Origin of the sequence: Streptomyces virginiae, assembly GCF_041432505.1 — a bacterium.
Classification (GTDB): domain Bacteria; phylum Actinomycetota; class Actinomycetes; order Streptomycetales; family Streptomycetaceae; genus Streptomyces; species Streptomyces virginiae_A.
The window spans coordinates 4785540-4809795 of sequence record NZ_CP107871.1 but is presented as its reverse complement, the minus strand read 5'-3'; the positions used below and the strand labels follow the sequence as shown (position 1 = coordinate 4809795).

Sequence of the window (24256 nt, the reverse complement as noted above, 5' to 3'; positions counted from 1 at the left end):
GCGGGGCCTCAGCCGGTCCGCGGCGCGGGCGGCTCCGCCGGCGGGCCTGCCCGGGCCCTGACCCTCGGGGTGAACGGCCCGGCCGCGACCTCGGCCGTGACCTCGGCGACCTCGCCCCGGAGCAGGCACCCGCCGAGCGCCGCGCCCTGCGCCCGGGCCACCCGCAGGGCCGTCGCACAGGCCGTCTCCGGCCCGTGGGCCCAGGTGGCCGCCGCCGCGAGCGCCGCCAGGTCGGCGGCCGCCGCCGCCCGGTGGCGGGCCACGACGGCCTGGCCGAGCAGCAGCACCCCGCCGAACACCGCCCCCAGGACCGTCGCGACCAGCGCCGCCCAGACCGTGGCCGAGCCCCGGTCCCGGCTCACGGCGGCGGCCCCACGCTGTCCTCCGCCAGGGCCGCCGCCTGCGCGCCGAGCCGCACCGGCAGCCCGCCCGGCCCGGGCGCCGGCGCCACCACCCGGACCCGCCAGAGGTCACCCGCCCGTTCCAGTTCCACCCGCGCCCCCGGCGGGGCGGCCGCCCGGGCCGCGGCCTGCGCCACCTCCACCGGCTCCGACCTCGCCGCCGCCCGGGCACCGGCCCGGGCCGCGTCCACACACCGGATCTGCGCGGCCGCCGCCATCAGGGCCCACACCAGCAGCGCCGCGAACAGCACCAGGGCCGGGATCACCAAAGCTGCCTCCGCCGTCACATATCCCCGATCCGACTTTCCCCGGGCACCCCGTGACGCACCCTCAGAACGGCACATCGAGCGCCTTTCCGATGGTCGACTGAAGGGCTGTGGCGACGACTTCACTCGTCACCACCTTGTAGAGGACGGCCGCGAATGCGCAGGCCGCGATGGTGCCCATCGCGTATTCCGACGTGGACATCCCCTTGTCGCCCCCGCGCGCCCTCAGCGCCGTCCGTACACGAAACCAGATGATCCTCATGGCAACCTCCTGTGGATTTCAGCTGTTGATACCTGTGGTCAATGCGACTTCAGGTGTGGGAGAGAAGTCCCGAGGCCATACCGATCACCACCGGCGCGACCCCGATCGCGAGAAATGCGGGGAGAAAACACAGTCCGACCGGCGCGGTGACGAGGACCGCCGCCCGCTGGGCCCGCGCTCCCGCCGTGCGGGCCCGGTCCTCCCGCAGCCCGGACGCGAGCCGGGAGACCCCCTCCGCCGCGGGCGCCCCCGTCCGCGCGGCCCGCTCCAGACAGTCGGCGAGCGCCCGGGCACCCGGTATCTCCGCCAACCTCCCCCACCCGGCGCCCGGTTCACCGCCGAGCCGTAGCTCCGCGCCGGCCCGCGCCAGCCGGTCACCGACCGGGCCGCCCAGCGACTCCCCCACCACCTCGGCGGCCTCCACCGGACCCGCCCCGGCCGCCAGGCACGCGGCCAACAGATCGGCGGCGAAGGGCAACTGACGCTCCGCCTCCCGTGGGTCCGTCCCGGCCGGCGGCCGCACCCTGGCCCTCCACCGCCGCACACCGAACGCGGCCAGGCCGCCGACGACCACACCCGTCACCCCGCCCACGAGCACCCAGACGGCCAGCAGAGCCCCCGCCGGACCGGCCCACACGGCCACCGCGTCCCTGAGCGCGGAGCCGAGCACCTGAGGGCGAGGTCTGGGTCCGGCCCCCAGCAAGGCCGTGGTCCTGCGCGCGGCCGCCCGCGTCCGGACCCGCGCCGTCACCGCCGACACCAGCCACAGCGCGACCACGGCCAGGCAGACGGCGATCCCCAGCCTGTGGACGACGAAGCCGGCCGTCACCGCTCCGCCGCCTTGACGATCCGCCGGCACCACAGCAGCCCCAACGCCTCCAACACCCCGCCCGCCAGCAGGCAACCCCACCCCATCGGCGTGTGCAGCAGCACCCGCAGCGGATCCGCACCCAACCCGGTGCCGATCAGCAGGCCCACCAGCGGCAGCAGGGCGAGCACCAGCACCGTCGACCGTGCCCCCGCCAACTGGGCCCGCAGCGACTCCTGCCGGTCCCGCTCGGCCCGTAGGGCCCCCTCCAGTCGTTCCAGTCCGGCGGCCAGTCCCGCACCGCCGTCCACCGACACCCGCCAGCAGGCCGCCATGCCGGCCAGTCCTTCCGCCCCGGGCTCCCTCGCCGCCTGACGCAACGCTCCGGGCACGTCTCCGCCGAAGGCCGCTGCGGCCAGCACCCCCGCTTCCGCCGCGCCCGGCGCGCCGGGACCGGCGGCCGTCCGGCGCATCGCGGCGGTCAGCGCCTGTCCGGGCTGGGCTCCCGCCCGCAGTTCACCCACCACCGCCCCGCACAGGGCCACCACCTCGGCGGCCCGCGCCGTCCGGGCCCGCTCACGCGCCCGTACCCGCAGCCACCGGCGGACCAGCGGCACCGCCGCCGCCCCCACCGCCGACGGGATCACCGACCCGCCGAGCACCGCGACCAGCAGCCCCGCCGCGAGGCAGGCCCACTCCCGCCATCGCGCGGCCCGCACCCGTACGGCGATCAGCAGCCGCTCCCGGTGGAGCGGACCGATCGGGACCGCGGGACCGCCCGCGGCGAGCACCATTCGGGCCCGGCGGGACACCCGGTCGCCGCCGGCGAGCCCCCAGGCGGCCGCCCCGGCGCACAGCATCCCGGCGAACAGGGGCACCGGCAGCCCCGCCCCCGCGCTCACCGGACGCCCCGCAGCAGCGGGCGGAGCCGTTCCCAGCCGCGCTCCCGTACGAAGCCCCGCGCCGCCCAGCGCAACGCCGGCACGGTGACCACCAACCCGGCGGCGTCCCGCTCCAGCACGTGCACCTCGGCCAGCCGGCGCCGCCCCTCCCGGTCCCGGACCAGGTGGAGCACCAGGGTCAGTGCTGCGGCCAACTGGCTGTGCAGGGCCGCCCGGTCGAGCCCGGCGGCCGTCCCGAGCGCCTCCAGCCGTGCCGGGACATGCGCCGCGGCATTGGCGTGGACCGTCCCGCAGCCGCCCTCGTGACCGGTGTTCAGGGCGGCGAGCAGGTCCGCGACCTCGGCGCCCCGCACCTCGCCCACCACCAGCCGGTCGGGGCGCATCCGCAGTGCCTGACGGACCAGGTCCGCCAGGGTGACCAGGCCGGCCTTAGGAACAGTTCGGGTGTCTCACCTGCCCTGGTGTCTCAGCGGTAGGGCTCCTCTACAGCCACACGGCAGCAGCGCCGCAGGCTCATGTTGTCTCACAAGGCAGTGTCAACTGTTACAAGTTCGTCACCTCGACGCAGAGTTGACCAAGGGGAGCGCGGCAATTAGAACCGCCTCTCAACGCAGATGGGTCGATGGGCACCCCCTCTGGCCCTCATTCCTCTGCAAAGCCCCCCGCACAGAACCAAGCACTCTCAGCCATTGCCGCATACGTAGCTGTTTGCCAGCTATTTATGCGCGCCTGCCGGCGGCTCTCCGCCTGCTCCATCAAATGAAGACGAACATTCTGAGAACCCTCACTCGGATTCGCATTGAAAAGTTGGTTTAGCCCGTATCTGATGTTGAGAAGCTCATCTGCGGCCTGGGATACGTACAGCTCACCCAACCCGAATGTCTTAAAGTGGAGACGGACTCTATCTATCAGCGTCTGAGACCAGTCTCCAGGCGGGTCCACATAGAATTTGAATGCCGCAGGTGAAACCTCGACAACTTCAGCTCGAAGCCAAGGCGAATCCTCCACATTATCGAAGTAGGGATGAAGGGTCTCCTCACCGCTTGACCCTGGAGCCTTATCCAGTTTGAGTTTATTGCAGTCAGCACAGGCGGGAACGAGATTAAGCGGATCAACCGACAGGGCCGGATACAGAGCCTTTGGCAGATGATGGTCGAGCGTAGTCACTGTGCGCTGACCACAGAGAGGACACCGTCCGCCTTTAGCAGCCAGCTTGATAGAGTCGTAGATAAATCGGCCGGGAGCCAGCTTTTTGGCCATACTATTCTTGTAAACAGCGGTCATCTCGGCCTTGGTAACTTCACCGAGAAGGAAGTCTTTCCGCACCAATGCATGCAGCGTCACCAGTTCGGCAGCGGCAGCATAGGATTCAGCAGCAGCAACCACTTCCGCCTCGGCCTCTTGTAGGCGCTTCTTGAGATCCGGATCCCGAATCTTGCCAATGCAAGTCCGGAAGCTAAAGCTCGCCGAGTAATTTGGTGGGTCGACCCGCCACATCAGGAATCACTTCCCGAGTCCCGAACCACCAGCAAGGCCCGGATAATACCGCGCGCTTCGCCCCCTAGCTTACCTCCGAAGCGTTCTACGATTTCTTCATACGTTCCACCATCCGCCACAACATCCCCCAGGATCCGATGAAATCCAGCCTGGGTAACCTCTAGGCCAAAAATCTCACGCGTGAGCACTCCAACATTCTCGCCGAATGTTTCGACCCCTGGACGCTCTACCACGACCGTCCGGCCAGAACGTCGCAGTTTCCACGCACAATCCCTGGGCACCTCCTGCAGCACCACAGGAGAATGCGTAGCAATGATCGCCACTCCGTTTCGGGTCACCAGGAGATCTGAAAGCGCGCGGGTGAAGGCACTTAGAAGAGGTGGATGAAGGTGCGCTTCTGGCTCATCCAGCAACACAAGCGAGCGTTCCTCGACTGCCTCGACAAGTCGCGTCACCGTGAGGAGGACAATCTTGTGGCCCGAGCTCAGGTTGCGGAAAAGCTGCCGAGCCTTTTCTGCCAGCTCGGCATCGTCCGCAGCGGAATCTGCCAAATCTGCAACTCTAGCATCACTGAAAATGGGGTCGGCTTCCAACATTTCCAAGGCTCGCCGCCAGCGACTCAATCGAGCCCCCTGTAGGCAGACTTTCACACTGACACTGAACTCACGGGAAAGAGCCCGCCAGTCTTTAGGCTGCCTAGCTTCACCCTCACTGCTGCCAGCAATCCGCTTCAAGCCGATGTAGGAATAGTGAATCCCGGTCGCCTTATTTCGTCGGCTACTGATCGGTTCGAAGTGATCGAATGCACTAAATGTCACCGAGACCAGATTTGCAAAGGTTCCACTCTTTCCGCCCGCCCCTCCCAATTCGAATGTGCCAACCTCATCTGGCGTGCTCCGGTCGTCAGCTAGGGCTCGCGCCATATGATTGAGCAAATGAGTCTTTCCGACACCATTACGCCCAATCAGAACGTGGATGTTAGTGGGCGGCTGAGACTTGGGAGTGACATGAAAGGCCAGCGACGCACCCTCGGAACTCCGCGAGGGTGCCGGCAGCGTATACGTGAACTTGTAGCGCGAAAGTCGAGCGCCACCGTTAGCCAATCGACGAAACTGCCCCTCCACCGTCGTACGAGCAACGGAGCGAAGCAGGGAGGTGCCTGTAACATCCTCCTTGAGAGCGCGAACGAATAGCTCTTTTTCTCGAGCGACATCTTGCAGGGCCTGAAGAATTTCGTCCCGGGCGTCCACACCCAGGGAGTTCAGGTTCTGGTAGTAGCTATCGTCCTGACCGAGCGAGAAAAAATTCTCGCTCAACTCTTCGAATGCATCAGGTAGATCCGGGCGTCGCTGGTCGGCCCCCATTCCAAACTGACCGATCTTGACTTGGCCAATTTGATGGGCCACGCCATCTGCATCCTGATACACCAAGTCATACTGCGTGCTGTAACGAAACCAGTCATCCCAATTATCAATAATTAGGTACGCCTGCGGGCCAGTCCCCGACGGCCGTGGACTCCACGCCTGCAAGACACTGAAATGCATCTCCCCTACTTCCACGCGCCGTTCACCCTCCTGGCAGTCAACCAGTCGACTGACAGCGTCGTCCATGGCCCTCGTTCCGTGACATAAAGTCACACATCACTACAGATTGCCCATATCGGTTCGAAACTGATCTCGAACAAGGAGCATCGGCTGTCGAACGCTTCCAACTTGGGGTCATCAATCGCGCACCCGGTGGTCTGGTGGCAGGCGACCCGTTCGGCGACGGCCATAGGGGAAGCGGGCCAAGTCCCCTGGATCCGACCCGAATTGTCAGACCCGGCCGCTACGCTGCGGAGCTATGGCCGGAGCAACGGATGATCACCGTGACCAGCAGCGAAGCTTCAACAGTGCCGAACGGGTTGCCCTCTTCCTCGCGGCGGACGGCCGGTGTGTCGAGTGCGGCCAAGATCTCGAACCCGGCTGGCATGCGGACCACGTCACCGCCTGGTCCCGTGGCGGCTCGACAGACGTGCGCAATGGCCAAGCGATGTGCCCTCCGTGCAACCTGAGGAAAGGAATGAACTCCATGGCGAACGGTTCTTGGCTGCGCGACTGGCAGCGGGAAGCACGCGAGCGTTACCACAGCCGCAACGGCGGTGAGAATGGGAGTTTCCTCGTCGTTGCCACGCCGGGGGCCGGGAAGACCACCTTTGCCCTGACCATCGCGCAGGACCTCATCCAGCGCGGCATCATCTCCAACATCGTCGTGGTCGTCCCCACCAAGCACCTGCGTCGCCAGTGGGCCGAAGCCGGGATGCGAGCGAACATCGGCATCAAGCTGGACCATGTGTTCGTGAACAGGAATGGGGCCGTCGGATCTGACTTCGACGGCGCCGTGGTCACCTACCAGGCCGTCGCCTCCGCGCCGTTGCTGTGGCAGAGGCTCTGCACGAACAAGCGCACGTTGGTCGTCTTCGATGAGATCCACCATGCCGGAGACGGCGAGGATCTGGTGTGGGGAGACGCCCTCAAGGATTCCTTCGAGGCCGCTACTCGGCGCCTCCTCCTGTCGGGCACTCCCTTCCGGACCGACGGGAAGCCCATCCCGTTTGTCACCTACGACGAACAGCGCCGCGCAACTCCTGGCTTCGCCTACGACTACGGCATGGCACTCACGGACGGCGGTGTCGTGCGGCCGGCTGTCTTCCCCGCCTGGGACGGCGAGTCTCAGTGGCGCCGCTCCGGTCAGATGGCCGTGACCAAGGTCGCGCTTAGCGACACGGACAAGGGGACTGTCCCGCCGGCCTTGAAGGCGGCTCTCGATCCTGAGGGCAAGTGGATCCCCTCCGTGCTTCAGGAAGCCCACGAGGCGCTGATGCACATGCGTATCGACACCCCTGATGCAGGCGGCCTGGTAGTGGCAAGCGACCAGTTTGCAGCCACTGCCTACGCCAAGATCCTCGAAAGGATCTCAGGAGTCCCGGTACCGGTAGCCATCTCCGATGAGCCAAGTGCCTCCGACATCATCAAGTCCTTCGCCAAAAGTTCGGTGCCCTGGATCGTCGCCGTGCAGATGATCGCCGAAGGTGTGGACATCCCGCGCCTCGGTGTGGGCGTCTACGCCTCCCGAGTGCGCACCAAAATGTTCTTCACCCAGGTTGTGGGACGTTTCGTGCGGATGCGTGGCGAGGAGGACCTCACCACGGCACGCGTGTTCATCCCCTCGATCCAGCCGTTGCTCACGTTCGCCCAGGACATCGAGAAAACTGTCGAAGCGGTCTTGGCCGAGGAAGAGAAGCAGGTACGCGAACAGCAGGCGGGTGACTCGGACGGCGGCAGCGACTCACTCTTCCCCGCCTACGAGACAGTCAGCTCCTCCGTCGCCACCCATCACGCGACCATCGCGAGCGGTTCCGCTTTCACCACCGAGCAGTTGCAGTTCGCTGGCCAGACGATGGAGTTGATGGGGCCTGCACCCGCCTCGGTCACCAAAGAGTATGTAGCCGGGCTCCTCAGTGCCGCTGGCGCGCTCCATGCGAACAGCATTCCCCAGCAGCAGGCAGTCGAGGCTGAGACAGAGCCGCTCGGTGACCAGAAGAAGCGCCTCCGTAAGCTCATCCACCGCAAGGTCGCACGCTTGGCCGTTCTCACCAACGAGCCGCACATGAAGATCAACGGTGATCTCAACTACCAGCTCGGGGACAACGTCACGGTTGCGACCCTGCCGTCCCTTGAGAAGCGGCTCGCCATCGTCAGCAACGCGGTCAAGGAGGCAGCGAAGAAATGACAGGCCCGACCAACGCCACCGGCAATGCCGTACTCGTCAACGCCCTCAGCTCGTCGGTGCGTTCTACCATCAACGGTATGGAATCCGTCCCCGGCCTGGTGCGCCAGGTTCTAGAGGAAGGGTCCTGGCGCAGTTTCACGACACCACGGGGGGAGCACGTCGCCCACGAGACCTTCGAGTCGTTCATCACCGCTAAGCCGAGCAAGGGCCTCGGCTACAGCGTCGACGAGCTAGTGCGCATCCTCACCGACGACCGAGAAACACTGCATATGGTCGTCGAGGAACTTGGCGGACCTGCTGCCGCGGTCCCGATGGGGGCGTTGCCCCAGGCACAACAGGAATCGGGCGAGGACCCGGGGTACTGGGATGAACCCGATCAAGAGGCGTCTGCTTCGAACGAAGGCCTGTGGCGTGATCCGTCCGACGACTCGGGAGCGGTCGCCGTCGACGCACCCGGACTGGACCCTTCGGACCCGGTCAACCGGGACGCCCTGGATCTCCGAGCGGTCGGGAAGTCCGGCGGCTGGGTCTGGGCCTTCAAGATTGCCAGGAACGTCGATCCCAGCAGCCGGGGCGGTCGGCCCCCCACGGAAGAGAACCTGGGCGCACGCCCAGGTTCCGCGAAGGTCTCCGCGGCTGAATTTGCCCGTCGGGTCGGCTGGGATCACAAGCGCGTGATGCGCTATTACCGCGCTTGGGAGGAAGGGATCAGGACGCTCGGCCTTCCCAGCTTCGACTCGCTGCAGCCTGGGGTGGATGTCCCGCTGCCCGCTGCCACCACTTGGAGCGCATGCTTCACTCCCGGCCGGGTTAGTAAGGACCGCGCAACCGCCCTGGCAGCCGGGGCCGAGGAAGCGGGCCTGAGCGTGCGCGAGGTCGTCTACGCTGCCAAGAGCCCAGGAGCGATGAAAGCTGCCATTCTGGCCGACCCAAGCACTGCTGAAGCCGCCCGCATCGCTCTGCTTGAACGCGCCCAAAGCGACGATGAGTTGCGCTCTCATCTGGTCCAAGGCATCGCGCACGACGAAGTCTTCCGGAAGGCGTACTCCTCCGAGGCGCGGGCGACCGCCCAGACCGAACGCCTCCGGAAGATCGTCGAAGACGGAACCGTCCTCACCCCCGCCGGCCAGGTCATCGCCATCCCTGCTCCGCTCCATCGTGAAGTCGCCGAGCACCTCGACCTTGAGGACTGGAGCGGACAGGAACTGAGACGGGAGGACTGGGCGGCCAGCACCTCAGAGAAGATCGATGCTCTGATCTCCATGTCCATCGACACCGACCCGGAGATTAAGGCGTGTGAGCAGCGAGCGGAGGCGTACGGGGTCGTGTCACGTACACACAAGAGCCTCCAGAAGATCGCGTCGCTTCCTCTCGAGGAGATCGCCGACGATGAACTGCGCGAGAGCATCGCTAGCTTGGGAGAAGCTGCCAAGGCTCTCGCTCAGATGGTGCAGAAGTCTCCCCGTCCGGCTGTATGAGCCTGCCCGTGCGTCAGGCTCGACCGAGGGTTCGGATGATCCAGCCGGCGTCGCGCCACTGGTCGGTGTTGAGGGTGCCGCGAGCGTCGATGACCTTGGGGCTGGCGGTGCAGGTGGCCAGCCGCTTCGGGTCGATGGTGGTGAACTGGTACCACTCGGTCAGGTGCAGCAGCAGGTCGGCGTCATCGACGGCGGCGATGGGGTCTTCGACGTAGTCGAGTTCGGAGTGGAGCTTGCGGGCGTTGTCGAGGGCCTTGGGGTCGGTGACGGTGACGGTGGCGCCGAGGTCGTGGAGGGCCTGGGCGACGGCGAGTGCGGGTGAGTCGCGGATGTCGTCGGTCTCGGGCTTGAAAGCGGCGCCCCAGACGGTGATCCGCTTACCGCGCAGGTCGGTGCCGAGTTCCTCGTGGGCGAGGTCGATGACCCGCTGGCGGCGGCGGGCGTTGACGGCGGCGGCCTCGCGGAGAATGCCGACGGCCTGGCCGGTGTCGAGGTCGTCGGCGCGGTTGATGAACCCGGCGAGGTCCTTGGGCAGGCAGCCGCCGCCGAAGCCGAGGCCGGGCCGCATGCCGTGGCGGCCGATGCGGTGGTCGTGGCCGAGGATATCGGCGAGCTCGGCGACATTGGCGCCGGAGGCTTCGCAGACCTCGGCCATCGCGTTGATGAAGGAGATCTTGGTGCCGAGGAAGGAGTTCGCGGCGCCCTTGGCGAGCTCGGCGGTGGCCCAGTCCGTGACGATCGTCGGCGTCCCCGACTCGATGATCTTCTCGAACGCCTGCCGCAGTAGGGCCTCGGCCCAGGAGTGGTCGGTGTTGAAGCCGAGGACGAGGCGGTCGGGGCGGAGGGTGTCGTCGACCGCGAAGGACTCGCGGAGGAACTCCGGGTTCCAGGCGACCTCGACGAGGTCCCCGGCGGGCGCGTACTCGCGCAGGATCTCGGCGACGCGGGGTGCGGTGCCGACCGGGACGGTGGACTTGACCGCGACGACGGCCGGGCGAGTGAGTCCGGGGGCCAGGCGGCGGACGGCGTCGAAGAGGTGGGTGAGGTCGTAGGCGTCGCTGCCGGCCTGCGGCGGGGTGCCGACGCCGATGAAGTGGAGGTCGGCGAAGTCGGCGGCCTCGCCGTAGGAGGCGGTGAAGCGGAGCCGGCCGGAGGCGGTGTGCTTGGTGAGGAGGTCGTCGAGGTCGCGTTCGAAGAATGGGGCCTTACCGCTGTTGAGGGTGTGGACCTTGTCGATGTCGGAGTCCATGCCCAGGACCTCGTGGCCGAGCTCGGCCATGCAGGCAGCGTGGGTGGCGCCGAGGTAGCCGCATCCGATGACGGTCATCTTCATGAGCGGGGTGTCCCTTCGGGTGGGGCCGCCGATGGCGGCCCCACCCTTGCCCCGCCCGGAAGGGCGGGGTGATCAGGAGGGCCTGGCGGCCAGATGGCGGTAGATCCCGTCCCGGATGAACGGTGGGATCGTGAGGATGTCGAGGTAGTCGGGGGCGAAGAACTGGAGCTTGACGCCTTCGGCGAGAAGGAGGTCCGTCTCGTCGCCGTCCCAGGAGGCAGCGAAGAAGGTGATGATCTGTCCGGAGCCGCGACGATCTGGAATCTCGAACAGCTCGGTCAGGTTCTCGGGGGTCAGACCCGCTTCTTCATCGAGCTCGCGGACGATCGTGTCGGCTGGGGATTCCCCGGGGTCGCAGCCGCCACCTAGGACAGACCAGTGGGCGGGCCAGGCGATCTCGGGGAGGTCGTCGCGGAGGTGGAGGAGGATTTCGCCGCGGCGGTTGGTGATGATCGCGACGGCTCCGCGGGCGGTGGCCGGCTCCTCGGTGGCGGTGGTCTCGGGGTGCATCCCTTCACCGTAGTAAGCGAGTTGAGGATCATGCGGCAGCCCTCACCGTCTGGTCCGAAAACCAGGCGGCTGCCATGAGTGCCTGCATGCGGGTGCGGTCAAACCGGCCGCCGGGCTTCAGCCCCCCCTCGAGGAGGGGGTGGAAATCGGTCGGGGCGTCGGTGAGAGCCATGCGGATCTGGGTATCGGCCCAGGTGGCGAGGTTGCCGTTGAGCCAGGAGGGGACTGGGGAGGCGAAGCCGAGTTTGTCCCGGCTGGCCCAGACCTCGCGGGGCAGGCCGAGGGCTTTGGCGGCGTCCCGCAGGATCCGCTTGCCCTGGGCCGGGTCGGTGATCTTGTGCTCGACGGGCAGCCGGTAGGAGAACTCGACCAGGTCGCGGGCGAGGTAGGGGGACCGGCGTTCGAGCGCGTAGGCGGAGGCGAGCTTGTCGCTGGTCATCACCAGCGGCCTCCAGGCCGTCGCCAGGTCGGCCAGGGTCAGGCCGCGGGCCAGGTCTCCGCCCGCGCGGGCCATCGCGTCGGTGACGAGGTCGCGGAGGCGGCCGTCCGGGTCGGGCCCGCGCAGGATCAGCCGGGTGACTGCCTCCGCAGGGTCCAGGGGTTCACCGGCCTCGTGCATGAGCTTGGCGGCCAGCGGCCGGTATGCCTCAAGGCCGGCGTTCAGGACTGCGTCGGGGCCGAAGAGGACGAGGGCCTGGCGGACGTAGCCCATCAGGAACTCGTCCGGGCCGAGACCGCCTATCACGACGCGAAGGCCGAGGTCGCAGATCTTCCGGTAGGCCATGTGCTCCGAGAAGGTGCTGGCGTTGCCCATCGGGTAGTCCAGGGCCCGCATCATGTGCGGCAGCGCGGTAGTGAAGTCGACGTGGTCGGGCTCGACCACCACAAGCTCAGCCTTGATATCGCGGGCGATGATCGCGGCGGTGGAGGATTCGTCCAGGCGATCCTTTCCCGGGTAGCGGACGGTGACGCAGACCGGCGGCCGCATCAGGTAGGCCAGCACCGCCGAATCCAGCCCGCCCGAGAGGAGGAGGGCGAAGTCGCAGGCCGGGGACCTGAGCGGGATCTGCTCGGCCAGGATCGTAGAGAACCTGGCCAGGGCCTCGTCGTAGGTGCCTGTGAACGGAGCCCTGTCCTCCAGGTGCCACCAGGTCATCTGATCGATCGAGCCGGTGGTGACGTCGAAGGACAGCAGCGTGGCCGGGGCCAGCAGCTGGATGCCTTGGAACGGGGTGTCGACGCCGGTCGGGGTCTCGATCGCGGTGACCTCCGGCCGTAAGACCAGTGGGGCCGACCCGTAACCGGTCAGCGTGGTCACCTCGGAGGCGAACGCGAGCCGGCCGCCGTCCAACCGCCAGTAGAGCGGCTTCTCGCCGAGCCGGTCCCGGGCCAGGAACAGCTTTGCGACCCGCGGGTCATAGACGGCCAGGGCGAACATGCCGTCCAGGCCGTCCAGGCAGGACGGGCCGATCTTGGCCCAGGCCCGCAGCAGGAAGTGGGCATCCGATTCTCGGTCGCAGACCTCGATGCCCCAGGCCCTAGCCTGGGACCGCCAGTTGTAGATCTCTCCGTTGAAGGCAAGCAGGACCCCGGTGTCCCGGTCGAGGTAGGGGCCGGGCATGGCCTGCTGGTCGACGATCAGCAGCGTGTTCATGGCCAGCACCGCCCGGCGGTCGCTGCTGGCGGCGTGCATGGTGCCGTCCGGGCCGCGGTAGTGCTGCGAGGCACCCATCGCGGCGACGGTCCTCTCGTGCCGGACGGCGTCGCCTCCGGCCAGTCCTGCAATTCCGCACATCTGGTTCACCCCCGAGCGTGAAGTCGTGGTGCCTTGGCGGCGGCCACCACCGGGGCCCTTCCTGGCGTCCCGGCGGTGGCCTGCGTCCTCATCACACCGGCTGGCCCGATCCTCAGGCAGGGCTCGCAGGGGGGCTCACAACTCGCAAAGCAGGTTCACCCAGGGTCCGCAGGGCAATACCCTCGGTGGCTCCAGACGCGGAGAGGCGAACGGTCTCCCCGTGCCCTGCCGGAATGCCTACGACTGAAAATGCCCAGTCGACGCGGACCGGCCTCGTGGCGTTTCCTCGTCAGCAGCCCTGTTGCTGACCTGGTGGAAAAGGGGATTCGGGTGGCATCGACCAGCCGCCGGAAGCGTCCGCCTAACGCGGACCTGGACCGGCTCATCGAGACCTGCGGCGCAAGCCACAAGTCTCTCGCCCTGCGGGTCAACCAGCTCGCCCAGCAGGCCGGGCTGGAGACGGACTACTCGCATACCTCCATCGCGAACTGGTGTCAGCGGGGCATGATCCCCAAGTGGCCGGTGCCCACCTTCCTCGCCCAGGCGATCTCCGAACGGCTCGGCCGTCCGGTGACGCTTGGCGAAATCGGTATGGGCGATGCGGAGACACCGGACGCCGATGTGGGGTTGGATTTCCCGCGGGACCGTGCTGATGCGGTCCGAGTGGCCACGTCGTTCTGGAGTTTCGTGAACCGCCGCGACTTCTTAACCGGATCCGGCTTCGCCGTGTCCGCGTTCACCACCCCCGTGACCCGCTGGCTGGTCACCCCCGCCGATGACGCCGCCGATGTGGCCGGCGGCAAGAAGCAGGTCGGCCGGGCCGACCTGGAAGAACTCCGGGATGCGGCCGACGAGGCCCGCCGCTGGGACTCCAAATACGGTGGCGGGAACTGGAAGGCGAACTCCGTCACCGTCTGCCTTCAGGAGCGGGCCGCCCCGCTGCTGCGGGGCTCCTTCACCGACGCGGTCGGCCGTGATCTGTTCTCCGTGACCTCCGAGCTGTCCCGGCTGGCCGGGTGGACGGCCTTCGACGTGGGCCAGCACGATGTCGCCCAGCGGCACTTCATCCAGGCCCTCCGTCTGGCCCGCGCGGGCGGGGACGTCCAGCTCGGCTGCTATGTGCTGACCACGATGGCGATGCAGTCGCTGCTGCGGGGCTTCGGCTCCGAGGCCGTCGATATGGCCCAGGGAGCCTTCGAACGCGCGAAGGGCCAGGCCGCCCCGCGTGTCCTGGCATTCACCAAGCTGATCGAAGCCCGTGCCCATGCCCGCGAGAGGGACGCCAGGGCCGCCTCACGGGCCCTTGCCGCCTCCGAGGACCTCCTGGGCCAAGCCGACACTGTCAGCGGCTCAGAGCCCGCCTGGATCGACTTCTATCACCACGCCAGACTGTCGGCGGATGCCGCCGAGGTCTTCCGCGACCTGAAGAACCCCAAGGCGGCCCTGGCCTGGAACCAGCGGGCCGCCGCGATGCCGTCCGGGGTGTTCACCCGCTCGGTCGGGATGCGGCTGGCAATCGTGGGGACCGCCCACCTCCAGGCACGCGACCTCGACCACGGCCTGGAGCTGGGGAACCGGGCCATCGACATCCTCGCCCGCGTCCAGTCCTCCCGGGCCAAGGACTACGTCCGCGAGTTCAACACCGCCCTCGGCCCCTGGCGGCGGGAGCCGGCCGTCCGCGAATTCATCCACCGCACCCGCACCGAACTCGGAATCGCCGCCTGAGCGTGATCTCGGTCGAGCCCCTCGCCCGGATCCATCGATCCCGACGTCCGACAACTCGCCCTCATTCATACGGTGATGGCGGCTCACCGGGAGGCCGGAGTCGCTAGAGTTGCCGAAAGGGAGGTGGCATGGGCAAGGTCCGCATCTCCAAATACCTCAGCATCCAGCAGGCGAAGCAGCTCATCGCAGCGGTACCCGAGTCGGACTACGGCGCCATCGGCGAAGGCGTGGACGCCCTCCGATACGGCGGAGTCCTCGACAACGCCCATCCCTTGGCCGAGTTGGGGGCCCAAGGACGGATCGACTTTCTGCGTGCGGTCGCTGCCCGCATCCCCGGGACGCCGGTGGCAGCACACATCGCCCGGCTGACAGTCCAAGTGGCGATGCTGGCAGACAAGCCCGAGGTCAGTTGTCTGCTGGCCTACTACGCGCTGTGTCCGGTCGAGGACCTGTGGCGTGAGACAGTCGAAATCACTGACCTGGACCTCGAGCAAGCTGTTCGGTCTCACGGACATCCCCACCGTCTGCGCATGCTCCGAGCTGCGAATGTCCCGCTGTGGGCGCTGGAGGAACTCCAGGGCATGCCTGCGGAGGCGCTGTGGGCCATCACCCCGGAAACCGTTGTCGATCTCGCTGAGGTAAGCGAGCTTCCGGGCCTCGGACTTGACGAGCTCATCGCTCAGGCGGCCGGCACCCTTCGCCTTCTCCGAGTCCTGAGTCTCCTGGGCGCCGGATCGTCTCACCTGATCGAACTGCTGCAGCTGCTGGACCTCGGCAACGACGAAACCGAAGAAGTACCTGCCTCGCCCATCATTGACGTGCAGGTTCCTGTGCGGGTGTGCGGACCACCGGGTGCACTCGTCCTTGCTGAGCCCCGGGTGCCGAGAGCACCGGGACGTGCGGTCCCTCGTCGCCCAACCGTCGAGGGCCGCGACCGACTGCGTCCGCGTGGAGGGCGCCTCATCGCGTAGTCGGACGTCGGTCCCCCTTGATTGACCAAGGACCGAACTTGAGTTTCGAGAACACCATTGCCGTGGTCTCCGCGGCGGCTGCTGTAATCAGCCTCGCAGTCCAGCTCAGCGAACTGCGTGGCAGGACCGGCCGCGACCGCCTGGCAGCCGCCGATGAAGCCGCGTCTGACGAGAGGGCTCAGCCAGCCGGCCCGGAAGACGGCCGAACGGAAGACCTTCCCGACTGTGAGTAGCTGACCTTCCCCCCTCCTCGAGGAGGGGGGAAGGTCAGCAAACCTCCTCAGTCGCGTACGACTTCGTCGTGCACCATCGTGTACAGATCTATGCGCTCAGCCATCCGTTCGAACGGGATCGGGCTCTGCGGCAGGAGCCGGCAGGGAGGCCAGGCGTCGGCTGCTGCCGAGCTTCCTCTTCAGCGCGAAGTTCTCGTGGTAGAGGTTCGCGGTCACCGCCGCGAGAGCATCGAACTTACCCTGAAGTTCGGTGACTTCTGCCTTGGACTCACGAAGCTGTCGGCGGAGCTTCGCGATCGTCCCATCCCGTTCGACTTCGCCCGGGCTTCGCAGGACCGGGCGGGCAACCTTGGCGTCCCACTCGGCAAGGATGTCCTCGGCCCGGTGGATGGTGGCGTGGCTGACCTGGGCCTCGCGGGCGAGGTTCTCCTTCGTCAAGGCGCCGTTGGTGTGTAGGGGCTCACCGGCCAGCAGCCGGGACATGGCCTCACGGATCTTGGTGGCGGTCGCTGCGGATACCGGCATCAGAGGTCACTTTCCAGGGTGGCGAATTGTGCGGTGACCGACTGCACCTCGGTGAGACGGTTCTCGATCGACTCACGTCGCGGCGGGGAGAGCCGTTCCCGTCGCAGGGTGTCCCGCAGATCGCCCTCCTCGGCGATCCAGTACGGAGCATTCTTCAAGGTCAGCACGGAGTTGCGGCACTTGCCGGGCTGGCAGGCGCCTAGCAGGGGCTGCTTGCCCCGTTGCTCGGCCGGCAGCTGGTTCTGGCACTCGGCGGTCGATGCCTGCCACAGACAGTGATTGACCGTGCCGAAGTGCAGCTGGGCGAACTCATCCCGCAGCAGACTGACCTGCATTCGCTCGTCCGCGATCTGAGCCTGGAGGTGCGGGTCGCTGTCCATCGTCGTGATGACCTTGTCCAGGCCCGCGTGCAGCCGGGCGGCGCCAGGGCCGATAGCGACCGGTTCACCCTGCCGGCGAGCTTTGAGGAGCTCGACGAGCTTTCGGGCCGCGGCCAGCTCGAGCTGGTTGTCGAACTCATTTCGCCAGTTCTGGTCGATCCGGCCGTAGCCGGCGGTGACCTGGTTGGCCAGGGCCCGGCGGGCGGCGTGCTTGAGCTGGATTCCGAGCGCGATCTCCCCGTCAGGCTGCTGGGCGGTGATGATCGCCATGGTCTTGCGGAACATGTGGGGCCTCACCAGTCCCTCGGGGATGGCCTCCAGCCTGGTCCGGTCCAGCGTCCTGTTGATGTTCTCGATGAAGAAGTCGATGTCGCGGAACGCGTCGAACCCGGCCCGACCACGGGTTCCTTCCGGCAAGAACCCGCTGGGCGGGGCCAGGGTGGCGAAGATATGACTGTCGTGCCAGGAGAGGTGTTCGGCGACCGCCACGGCCTGTGCGACCGGCTCGGTGATCCACCACTTGAGGCGGGGCCGGGATTCGTCGTGCTTGATCTTCCGCGAGGCCAGCGCCGGAGAGCCGAAATGCTCGACCACGGAGTTGCGTTCGATCTCCTGCAGTTCGCTGTCACGCATGAGGGTCAGTGCGGCGATGAAGATGTAGCAGGCCGCTCGGACCATCCGCAGGGCGTGCTCGAGATCGCCGTCCTCGATGTAGTCGGTGCGGTCCTCGGTGATCGCCTGACGGACCCACTGCTGTCGCTGGCGGGTGCGGGCGGTGCCGCTCGTGAAGACGTTCGCCCTGGTCACCGTGCCGAACACCCGGCTTTCCAGGGTGAGCCAGACCGGCTCGCCGGCCGGCCCGTGGGGGCTGTTCTCCCTGCGGACCGGGATGCGGTTCGCAGGGTCGGCCAGCCACTGCCTGACCTGGGCGTCGAGCTCGTCGGGTCGCCGGTTGCGGCCGCGTGCGGGGCGGGCGATGTCGCCGAGGGCAGCCCGGCCCTCCTTGGCTGTGATGGGTCGGACCCGGCCGGCATCGACCAGCCTTTGGATCATCTTGCGCCTCATCTGGTGGCGTTCGGAGTCCCGGCCGGCCTTGAACACGCCCTGGCTGATGCCGTCTGTCAGCCAGAGGCTCAGTGTCGACCACATCACGGTGCCTGCCGGGTATCCGCGGAAGTCTCTGGCGTGGACCGGCACCAACGAGGCGGGGTCCTGCACCCAGGCGGCGAGCTTGGCGTCGGTGTCCCGGGCGTGATGGGTCTGGCGCCGCGTCCCGGTCGATGCGGCCACGGCCGCGATCTGCTGATCGCGGCGTTCAAGGATCTGCGGGGCCATCTCCTCGATGTAGAACCAGGCGGCCCGCAGCAGCGGCCACCAGATGGCCGGGGGGATGGAAGGAGTGGTCAGCTCTCCCAGGAATGTCCGGTCAGCCACCTCGGCAGCGGATTTGCCGGGCCAGGGATCCTCCAGCAGGCCCCCGCCGGTCAGGAGCGGAGCGAAGTCCAGGAGGCGGCGAATGGTGAGGACATCGTTGGCCAGAGTCGACGTTCCGGACGTCAGGGCGTGATGGTCGAGGTAGCTCTGCCAGTCGTCCGCCGCCCAGGCCGCCAGATCGTGCGGCATCTTCTGCTCGAGCGCCCATTTGGCGATGAGCCGCATCTTGTCGCACATCTGCCTGACCGAAGGCAGGCTCCAGTTCTCGGCCCGGAAGAACAGACCGGCATCCCGGAGGATCTTATGGCTGGAGTTGAGCATCCCGAAGGCAACCTCGCGGGTCCGCAGGTTCCAGAGCGGGTCCTTGGGGAACGAGGCCCGCCAGGCGCTCTTCACCCGGTTCGCCGGCCGGCGCAGGCAGTCGCCGGGCCAGTACCCGGCCTGCCCGAAGAGTGGGACCTCCGCGCCGAGGATGAGGTTGCGGTGGCCGCCGAAGACGGGTGTGCCGTCGGGGATGGTCTGCGAGGGCAGCGACTGGAAGGCTGCGGCGGTCGTCATCGGTCGTACTCCGTTCGCATTCCGAGCGGCAGATCGAGGCGGAATTTGCCCTCCTCGATCTGCTGGCGGGCATCAGGAAGCTGTTCCGCGCACTCGGTGAACACTTCCTTCAGCGCCGCTGCCTGAACGCCCCAGGTGGCCTGCCAGACCGGTGGAGCCAGCACCTTGCGCATGTGGGAGATGTGGTCGTCGAGCATCAGCAGCCGGGGCAGCTGCGAGGTGAACACCACCGCGTTCGGGCAGATCATGCACATCGCTGGCGCAACATGGCAGAGCCTGCCCTTGGGCGTGTGCGGGGAATCGTGGGGATCGCGGCAGTTGACGACACCCATGTCGAGCTCTCCATGCTGCAGGGCTTTGCCCTGCTCAGCCGAGATGCCCAGCTCAGCGGCCGTTTCCGGCTCCGCCAGCATGGCCTCGGCCCCCTCGGTGACCAGCACGGGCCTGCCTGGTTTGATCTTGCTGAAGACTCCGCGCTGGGCCCGGTTGACGGCCCGGCCGGCGAGGACATGTGCGGTCGTGCCGTGGGCGTAGTGGCCGCGGAAGACCTCGATGTGGTGATCGTCGCCAGCCAGGTCGCTCAGGCTGCCGCCCAGAGCGGCGACCCGGGTGGTCTTCGACGTCTTGCGCAGGCGCCGCACATCGTGCGGCAGGGAGATCCTCGCCGGTTCGCCCTCCATGTCCGGATGGCTGGTGATCCAGTCGGAGAAGCGGCGTCCGGGGGCTCGAAACAGTGCCCGCCCCGCGATCATGTGACGCCGGTAGTCGGTGGATTCGACGGCCGTGAACAGCCACGGCTCGGTCTCGAATGCCTCCCGCGTCATGGTGTTCACCGCGATCAGGCGCCTCAGCAAACCCGGGACGTCCCAGTTCCCGGTCCCCGGGTAAGCCGACTCACCAGGTGCCTCGTCCTCCTCGAGCGGGCGCTCGTTCACCCGCGGCCCGTCGTTGCCGTGCAGATGCGGTCGGATCCGCTGGGCTCGCAGTTTGGTCTGCACCACCCGCACTCCCTCGTCACTGAACTCCAGGTCATCCAGGGCGAGATCGTGCACCTCCTCGGAGGTGGCGTCGCCCATGGCCAGCAGGAGCAGGACACGGAACGGCTGCAGGTCAAGTTCGCAGGGGAACAGCAGCCCAGTCACCGTGGTCATCACGCCGTACTTCCCGCCGAAGCGGGCCATGTAGAGCGGGTCGGCTACCACATCCCGCAAGGGCTCCGGCCACCACTTGAAGTGCGACGGGAGATGAGACAGCAGAGCGGGCATGTTCAGCACGCCGTGCCGGGCAGCCCAGAGAAGATTCGGCAGCGACCGCCAGCCCTCGCGTCGCGGGTCCTGCCCCTCGGCGAGCAGGGCCCGGCCAACGGCGAGCCGCTTCTCAAGGGCCCGGATGTCGGCTTGGGCACTGTCCCGCAGGAGCAGACGCTCGTGGTTGGCGAACTCGTCCAACGGCTCGCTCGAGCCGCCCCGGAACGTCGGAGGTCCCTCCGCCCGCCGCCTCAGACGCTCGGGGACCTTCGCGTCCCGGACCGCCCGGTGGCCCACCAGGATGAGCAATGCCCCAGCCAGCACATTCGGCCGTTTCGAGCCCGGCTTGTATCGATGCAGGAGGTCTTCCTCCCACTGGTAGATGACCTCGGTCAAGTCGATGGGTCCGCCGTCCAGGCGGGCTTCACCTGGGTCGAGGCCCGCGGCCGCCAGATGCGTGTCGACGAACGGCAGAAAGCTACGGATCACCGAGACGTACTGCTGGCTGGAGGTCAGGCCCGCCTTGTGGTGATAGTCCAGCCAGGCGTCAGCGAGCTGGCCCGCCAGGAGCGAGCACCGGAAATCCGCCGGATCGATCCGGCTGACCATCCTCTGGTGCCGGTAGACGTAGATCAGTTCCCGGACCGCGATCCGCCCCTGCGGAGCCGGCGGCTTCGCGGCAACCGTGGGACGCGGCCGGCTCTTGCGTTCACCCCGACGCGGCATCAGGCAGCCCTCCCCGGCGCCAGACGGGCCGCGTAGTCGGCGTAGGTGGTGTCCTGGGCATTCCAGTCCGCGATGGCCCGGGCGACCAGCAGGTTCGTCTTGCGGATGTAACGCAGGTAGCGCATGGTCGACGTCGCCTGGCGATGGCCGAGCAAACGCTGAACCGTCAGCTGCGGCGACCTGCTGATGTGATCGGCCAGGTAGACGGTATGCCCGCCCAAGCGCCGCAGTTCTGCCTCCTGGGCCGCCACCAGCTCGGTCAGCAACTGGAGCATGAAGATCGCGAACGTGTGCCTCAGATCGTGAATCTTGAAAGCCCGCGGAACCACCGTCTCAAGCTCGTGCTCCTTGCTGATCCTCAGGGCCCGCACGTGGGCGTCCTCGAAGACCTGGTGCCAGCGCTGAGGGGACAACATGCGCCCGCCGCGACCGACGAACAACGCCATCGGCTCCAGACCCCGGTCGCCCTCGATGACCGCGATCCGGCGCGTGGCCACGTCCATGTCCTTGACCGTGAAGGTCCGCCGGCGCCCGTGCAGGACTCCACTGACCTTGCCCTGCCGGGAGTTGATGTCGTCGACAACGAACAGCTCCGCCCGGTGACGGTGCAGCGTGCGGGCCGCAGCGTGCACGACCTTGGCCCGCTCGGTGCGCCGGTAGAAGTCGATCTCCCTCAGGGTGGCGTGCTGGATCTCCACCGTGCGAGGCAGCTTGTACTTGGCCATCTCCCGCAGATCCACCAGCGCCGCCGAGCCGTCCCGGCGCGGCGACCCGACCTCAATGTCGAGGAGAGTGCTGAACTCCCGCAAACGCATGCCCGTCGTCACCGCCACCTCCGCCGCAGCGCTGTTGCGCAACGGCGCCGCCCCACGGAACGACCGGTCCACCCGCTCGTCGGGCAGCAGGCCGCGAAGGCCCACCTGCTTCAGGAACCGCCACTGCGAATAGGTCAGATGCCGGACGTCGAGATCGTTAACCACCGACACAGACAGAACGTCCTTGCCGTTCTTGCGCCGGTGGTACGGACGCCGATCCAGCAGCTTCACGTCCTCGACGGCCCAGTCGTAGAAGTTGTGGATCGCCGCCCGCCGACGCATCCACGTCGCCGCCGACACCGGCTCGTCCCGATACTTCATCAGCTCGTCCTTGTACGCGACGAGGTCGTCCTCCGTGGCCGACAGCAGGTCCGTCGGTGGATCCAGATCCTCGAGGAAGCCCACCAGGTCCATCAGGTCGTAGGCGTAGTCCTCGAGCGAACCCGCATCCAGACGCTTGGCCAACTCGAAGAAGCACGAGGTCAACGGCTCCAGTGGACGCATATCCGGACCCAGGAAGAACGGCGTGCCCTCCTTGAGCGCCCCCGCACGGGTCACGTACTCGACCCAATCCAGATCCACACCCTCCACGGCACCCGCGTGCCGCCGCACCTTCCGGTGCGACACGAAGACGTACTCCATGAATCCCCAACTCTGAGACATGAACGATCTCTTGAACCTAACAGCGACCCCTGGTGTACCGCTGAGATAGTGAGACATCTATGAACTCTTGATCTAACCGGCCCCCTCCTGGTTGGCCGGCCGGGTCTCCAGCCGCACCACGTGCGGATGGTCGGGGCGCAGCTCGGCCGAGTCCTCGGCCAGGACGATCCGCTCACCGGGGCCTACGAGCCCCAACAGGGCGCTGAGGAGGGTGGTCTTGCCCGTTCCGGTGCCTACGTAGACTCCCTAAAGAACACATGTACGGGAGAGCGACACAATGGCCATGCTCAGAGCTGTGACCAGCAAGGTTCTACGGCTGATCTTGTATATCCGGGTATCCACCGCCCGAGAGGACATGATCAGCCCCGACCTGCAAGAGCACACGGGCCGCAAGCATGCCGCCGACATCGGGGCCGTCATCGTGGACGTGGTCTACGACCTTGATCTGTCTGGCGGGGATTTCGCCAAGCGCAAGATCGGCGCCATCATCGCCCGAGTCTCCAACGACGAGGCTGACGGTGTGCTGGTCTACCGCTGGGACCGGTTCGGCCGGAACATCGAACTGTCCCTGACCAACATCCGAATGTTGGAGGGGATGGGCGGCGTAGCGAAGTCCGCGACGGAGCACTTCGACACGAAGACTGCCGCCGGCCGTTTCGCCCGCACGAACATGCTGGGAGTCGCGGAGCTGCAACGCGAGCAGATCGGCGAGAACTGGATGAGCACGCATGCCAACCGGCTGCGGCGTGGCCTGCCACATCACGGGGGCCCGAGGTTCGGTTACTGGTACTGCGACACGTGTCCGATGCCGGAGCCGCGATCCCCCAACGGAGTCCGCAGGGAGCGGAAGCAGCGGCAGACCTGCGCGAAGTGCAAGTCAGGCATACAGATACCCCGACCGGCCTACGGTGAAGCTCTCGCATACGCCTACGAGGAGTACGCCGAGGGGAAGCCGCTGACCAAGACCGCGCATGAAATCAAGCTGGACGGCATCCGCAGCTACTCCGGCGGGATCATCTCTGCGCAGGACCTCATGGGCTTCATGGACACGGGGTTCGGTGCGGGGTACTTGCGGGTCACGCCCACGGCGCAGAGCTGGGCAGACGAGTTGCCGGAGTCTGCGGTCGAGCCCATAGGCATCCTGAAGATCGACCGGTTCCTTTGGCTGCCCGGCGCACATCGCCAGGTGATCAAGAACGAGGACGTGTGGAACGCCTACCTGGATCGGCGCAAGGCAGGAACACGTATCGCCTCGCACAAGACCAAGGCGAAGTACCAGGCCAGTGGGCTGGTCGTCTGTATCGACTGTGGCGACGGGAGCGGTTGCCCGATGCGCGCCGGCAGCTCACGCGGTGCGGGTGGCGGGAAGTACCTGACGTGGCGGTGTCGGGGGATCGATACCGGTGAGTGCAACCACTCAAACGCCAGTCGCGAGGCCGTTGACGAGGTGATCTTCGAGTGGCTTCAGGAGCGGGCGAGCGACGACGGCGCCGCGCAAGCTGCGGCACAGGCTGCTGTCGCGGCGAAGAAGGAGCAGCCGGAGGCCACCGCGGATTGGGAAGCCGCGATCACCCGCTTGAAGCTCCAGAAGAAGAACCTCGTACGTATGCGCGCGGCTGATGAGATCGACCAGGCCGAGTTCGCTGAGCAGCGCGACGAGATCGCCCAGGAGATCCGCGATGCCGAGGCCAAGGTGATGAGGGCCAGGAACCGCAAGCCGCCTACAGTCCCCAAGCGGGAGGTCTTCCAGGGCCTCATGCAGGAGTGGGAGCACCTGGACGACGACACCAAGCGGGCCGCGCTGAAGAAGGTCATTTGGCGTGTGACGGCCGCTCGCGGAGAGTTCCACGACAAGAGCCGGTACAAGGTCATCCCCATGTGGGAGCGGCCCGAGCCGGAAGACGACGGGCCCATATCCGCGTGAAACGGCCCTGTGCCGCCCCCGGCCTGGTTGGT

General features: G+C 67.1%; 20 protein-coding genes and 2 pseudogenes. 6 read left to right on the top strand and 16 right to left on the bottom strand.

Translation table 11 applies throughout. The features are described 5' to 3' along the window. Positions 1 to 8: 8 nt before the first annotated feature. The 8 genes and pseudogenes from OG624_RS22505 to OG624_RS22470 all read right to left on the bottom strand — a co-directional run bounded on the left by OG624_RS22505 (position 9) and on the right by OG624_RS22470 (position 5746). The gene (locus OG624_RS22505; RefSeq protein WP_352164164.1) at positions 9 to 362 is read right to left on the bottom strand and encodes an Rv3654c family TadE-like protein; all 354 of its coding nucleotides are present in this window, start codon (positions 360 to 362) and stop codon (positions 9 to 11) included. Then, positions 359 to 745 carry a TadE family type IV pilus minor pilin gene (locus OG624_RS22500; RefSeq protein WP_371588176.1) on the bottom strand — a complete coding sequence of 129 codons (387 nt, stop codon included), beginning with the start codon at positions 743 to 745 and terminating at the stop codon, positions 359 to 361. Before OG624_RS22500 ends, OG624_RS22505 begins: the two co-directional genes overlap by 4 nt. After that, positions 732 to 929: a DUF4244 domain-containing protein gene (locus OG624_RS22495; RefSeq protein WP_161296578.1), complete on the bottom strand. Its 198-nt coding sequence runs from the start codon at positions 927 to 929 to the stop codon at positions 732 to 734. The genes OG624_RS22500 and OG624_RS22495 overlap by 14 nt, the downstream gene beginning before the upstream one ends. A gap of 49 nt (positions 930 to 978) precedes the next feature. Then, entirely contained in the window at positions 979 to 1758 is a 780-nt protein-coding gene (locus tag OG624_RS22490) for a type II secretion system F family protein (RefSeq protein WP_033219343.1), read from the bottom strand. After that, entirely contained in the window at positions 1755 to 2597 is an 843-nt protein-coding gene (locus tag OG624_RS22485; protein ID WP_033219345.1) for a type II secretion system F family protein, read from the bottom strand. The genes OG624_RS22490 and OG624_RS22485 overlap by 4 nt, the downstream gene beginning before the upstream one ends. A gap of 38 nt (positions 2598 to 2635) precedes the next feature. Continuing rightward, positions 2636 to 3067, bottom strand: a pseudogene (locus tag OG624_RS22480) (ATPase, T2SS/T4P/T4SS family); the annotation flags it as partial. A gap of 214 nt (positions 3068 to 3281) precedes the next feature. Next, positions 3282 to 4136: an HNH endonuclease gene (locus OG624_RS22475; protein WP_371639768.1), complete on the bottom strand. Its 855-nt coding sequence runs from the start codon at positions 4134 to 4136 to the stop codon at positions 3282 to 3284. Then, positions 4136 to 5746 carry an AAA family ATPase gene (locus OG624_RS22470; protein WP_371639767.1) on the bottom strand — a complete coding sequence of 537 codons (1611 nt, stop codon included), beginning with the start codon at positions 5744 to 5746 and terminating at the stop codon, positions 4136 to 4138. The genes OG624_RS22475 and OG624_RS22470 overlap by 1 nt, the downstream gene beginning before the upstream one ends. Positions 5747 to 5978: 232 nt before the next feature. On the opposite strand from OG624_RS22470, the gene OG624_RS22465 reads away from it, so the two are divergent. After that, complete coding sequence (locus OG624_RS22465; protein WP_371639766.1) at positions 5979 to 7907, top strand: DEAD/DEAH box helicase family protein; 1929 nt, start codon at positions 5979 to 5981, stop codon at positions 7905 to 7907. Continuing rightward, the gene (locus OG624_RS22460; RefSeq protein WP_371639765.1) at positions 7904 to 9385 is read left to right on the top strand and encodes a hypothetical protein; all 1482 of its coding nucleotides are present in this window, start codon (positions 7904 to 7906) and stop codon (positions 9383 to 9385) included. Before OG624_RS22465 ends, OG624_RS22460 begins: the two co-directional genes overlap by 4 nt. Positions 9386 to 9398: 13 nt before the next feature. Here the strand turns inward: OG624_RS22460 and OG624_RS22455 are convergent, their stop codons facing one another. The 3 genes from OG624_RS22455 to OG624_RS22445 form a co-directional block, all read right to left on the bottom strand. After that, positions 9399 to 10718 (bottom strand): UDP-glucose dehydrogenase family protein, encoded by a 1320-nt coding sequence (locus OG624_RS22455; RefSeq protein WP_371639764.1) that lies wholly within the window; start codon positions 10716 to 10718, stop codon positions 9399 to 9401. A gap of 72 nt (positions 10719 to 10790) precedes the next feature. Further along, on the bottom strand, positions 10791 to 11228 hold the full coding sequence (locus OG624_RS22450; RefSeq protein ID WP_371639763.1) for an NUDIX domain-containing protein: 438 nt from the start codon (positions 11226 to 11228) through the stop codon (positions 10791 to 10793). A 28-nt stretch (positions 11229 to 11256) separates the two neighbouring features. Continuing rightward, positions 11257 to 13023 carry an asparagine synthetase B family protein gene (locus OG624_RS22445; protein WP_371639762.1) on the bottom strand — a complete coding sequence of 589 codons (1767 nt, stop codon included), beginning with the start codon at positions 13021 to 13023 and terminating at the stop codon, positions 11257 to 11259. Positions 13024 to 13353: 330 nt separating this feature from the next. On the opposite strand from OG624_RS22445, the gene OG624_RS22440 reads away from it, so the two are divergent. The 3 genes from OG624_RS22440 to OG624_RS22430 all read left to right on the top strand — a co-directional run bounded on the left by OG624_RS22440 (position 13354) and on the right by OG624_RS22430 (position 15952). Then, entirely contained in the window at positions 13354 to 14748 is a 1395-nt protein-coding gene (locus OG624_RS22440) for a sporulation protein (protein ID WP_371639761.1), read from the top strand. A 128-nt stretch (positions 14749 to 14876) separates the two neighbouring features. Continuing rightward, entirely contained in the window at positions 14877 to 15719 is an 843-nt protein-coding gene (locus OG624_RS22435) for a hypothetical protein (protein WP_371639760.1), read from the top strand. Positions 15720 to 15757: 38 nt separating this feature from the next. Further along, a complete protein-coding gene (locus OG624_RS22430; RefSeq protein ID WP_371639759.1) occupies positions 15758 to 15952 on the top strand; it encodes a hypothetical protein in 195 nt (64 codons plus the stop codon). 96 nt (positions 15953 to 16048) lie between these two features. Here the strand turns inward: OG624_RS22430 and OG624_RS22425 are convergent, their stop codons facing one another. From OG624_RS22425 to OG624_RS22405, 5 genes and pseudogenes are all read right to left on the bottom strand, one after another. Next, the gene (locus OG624_RS22425) at positions 16049 to 16435 is read right to left on the bottom strand and encodes a hypothetical protein (protein ID WP_371639758.1); all 387 of its coding nucleotides are present in this window, start codon (positions 16433 to 16435) and stop codon (positions 16049 to 16051) included. A 41-nt stretch (positions 16436 to 16476) separates the two neighbouring features. Next, complete coding sequence (locus tag OG624_RS22420) at positions 16477 to 18849, bottom strand: hypothetical protein (protein ID WP_371639757.1); 2373 nt, start codon at positions 18847 to 18849, stop codon at positions 16477 to 16479. Then, positions 18846 to 20822 (bottom strand): hypothetical protein, encoded by a 1977-nt coding sequence (locus OG624_RS22415; RefSeq protein ID WP_371639756.1) that lies wholly within the window; start codon positions 20820 to 20822, stop codon positions 18846 to 18848. The genes OG624_RS22420 and OG624_RS22415 overlap by 4 nt, the downstream gene beginning before the upstream one ends. Beyond that, positions 20822 to 22279 (bottom strand): site-specific integrase, encoded by a 1458-nt coding sequence (locus OG624_RS22410; protein WP_371639755.1) that lies wholly within the window; start codon positions 22277 to 22279, stop codon positions 20822 to 20824. Before OG624_RS22410 ends, OG624_RS22415 begins: the two co-directional genes overlap by 1 nt. 96 nt (positions 22280 to 22375) lie before the next feature. Beyond that, positions 22376 to 22534: pseudogene (locus OG624_RS22405) on the bottom strand (ATPase, T2SS/T4P/T4SS family); the annotation flags it as partial. 61 nt (positions 22535 to 22595) lie between these two features. Between OG624_RS22405 and OG624_RS22400 the strand changes: the two are divergent. Continuing rightward, on the top strand, positions 22596 to 24224 hold the full coding sequence (locus tag OG624_RS22400; RefSeq protein ID WP_371639754.1) for a recombinase family protein: 1629 nt from the start codon (positions 22596 to 22598) through the stop codon (positions 24222 to 24224). Positions 24225 to 24256 lie beyond the last annotated feature (32 nt).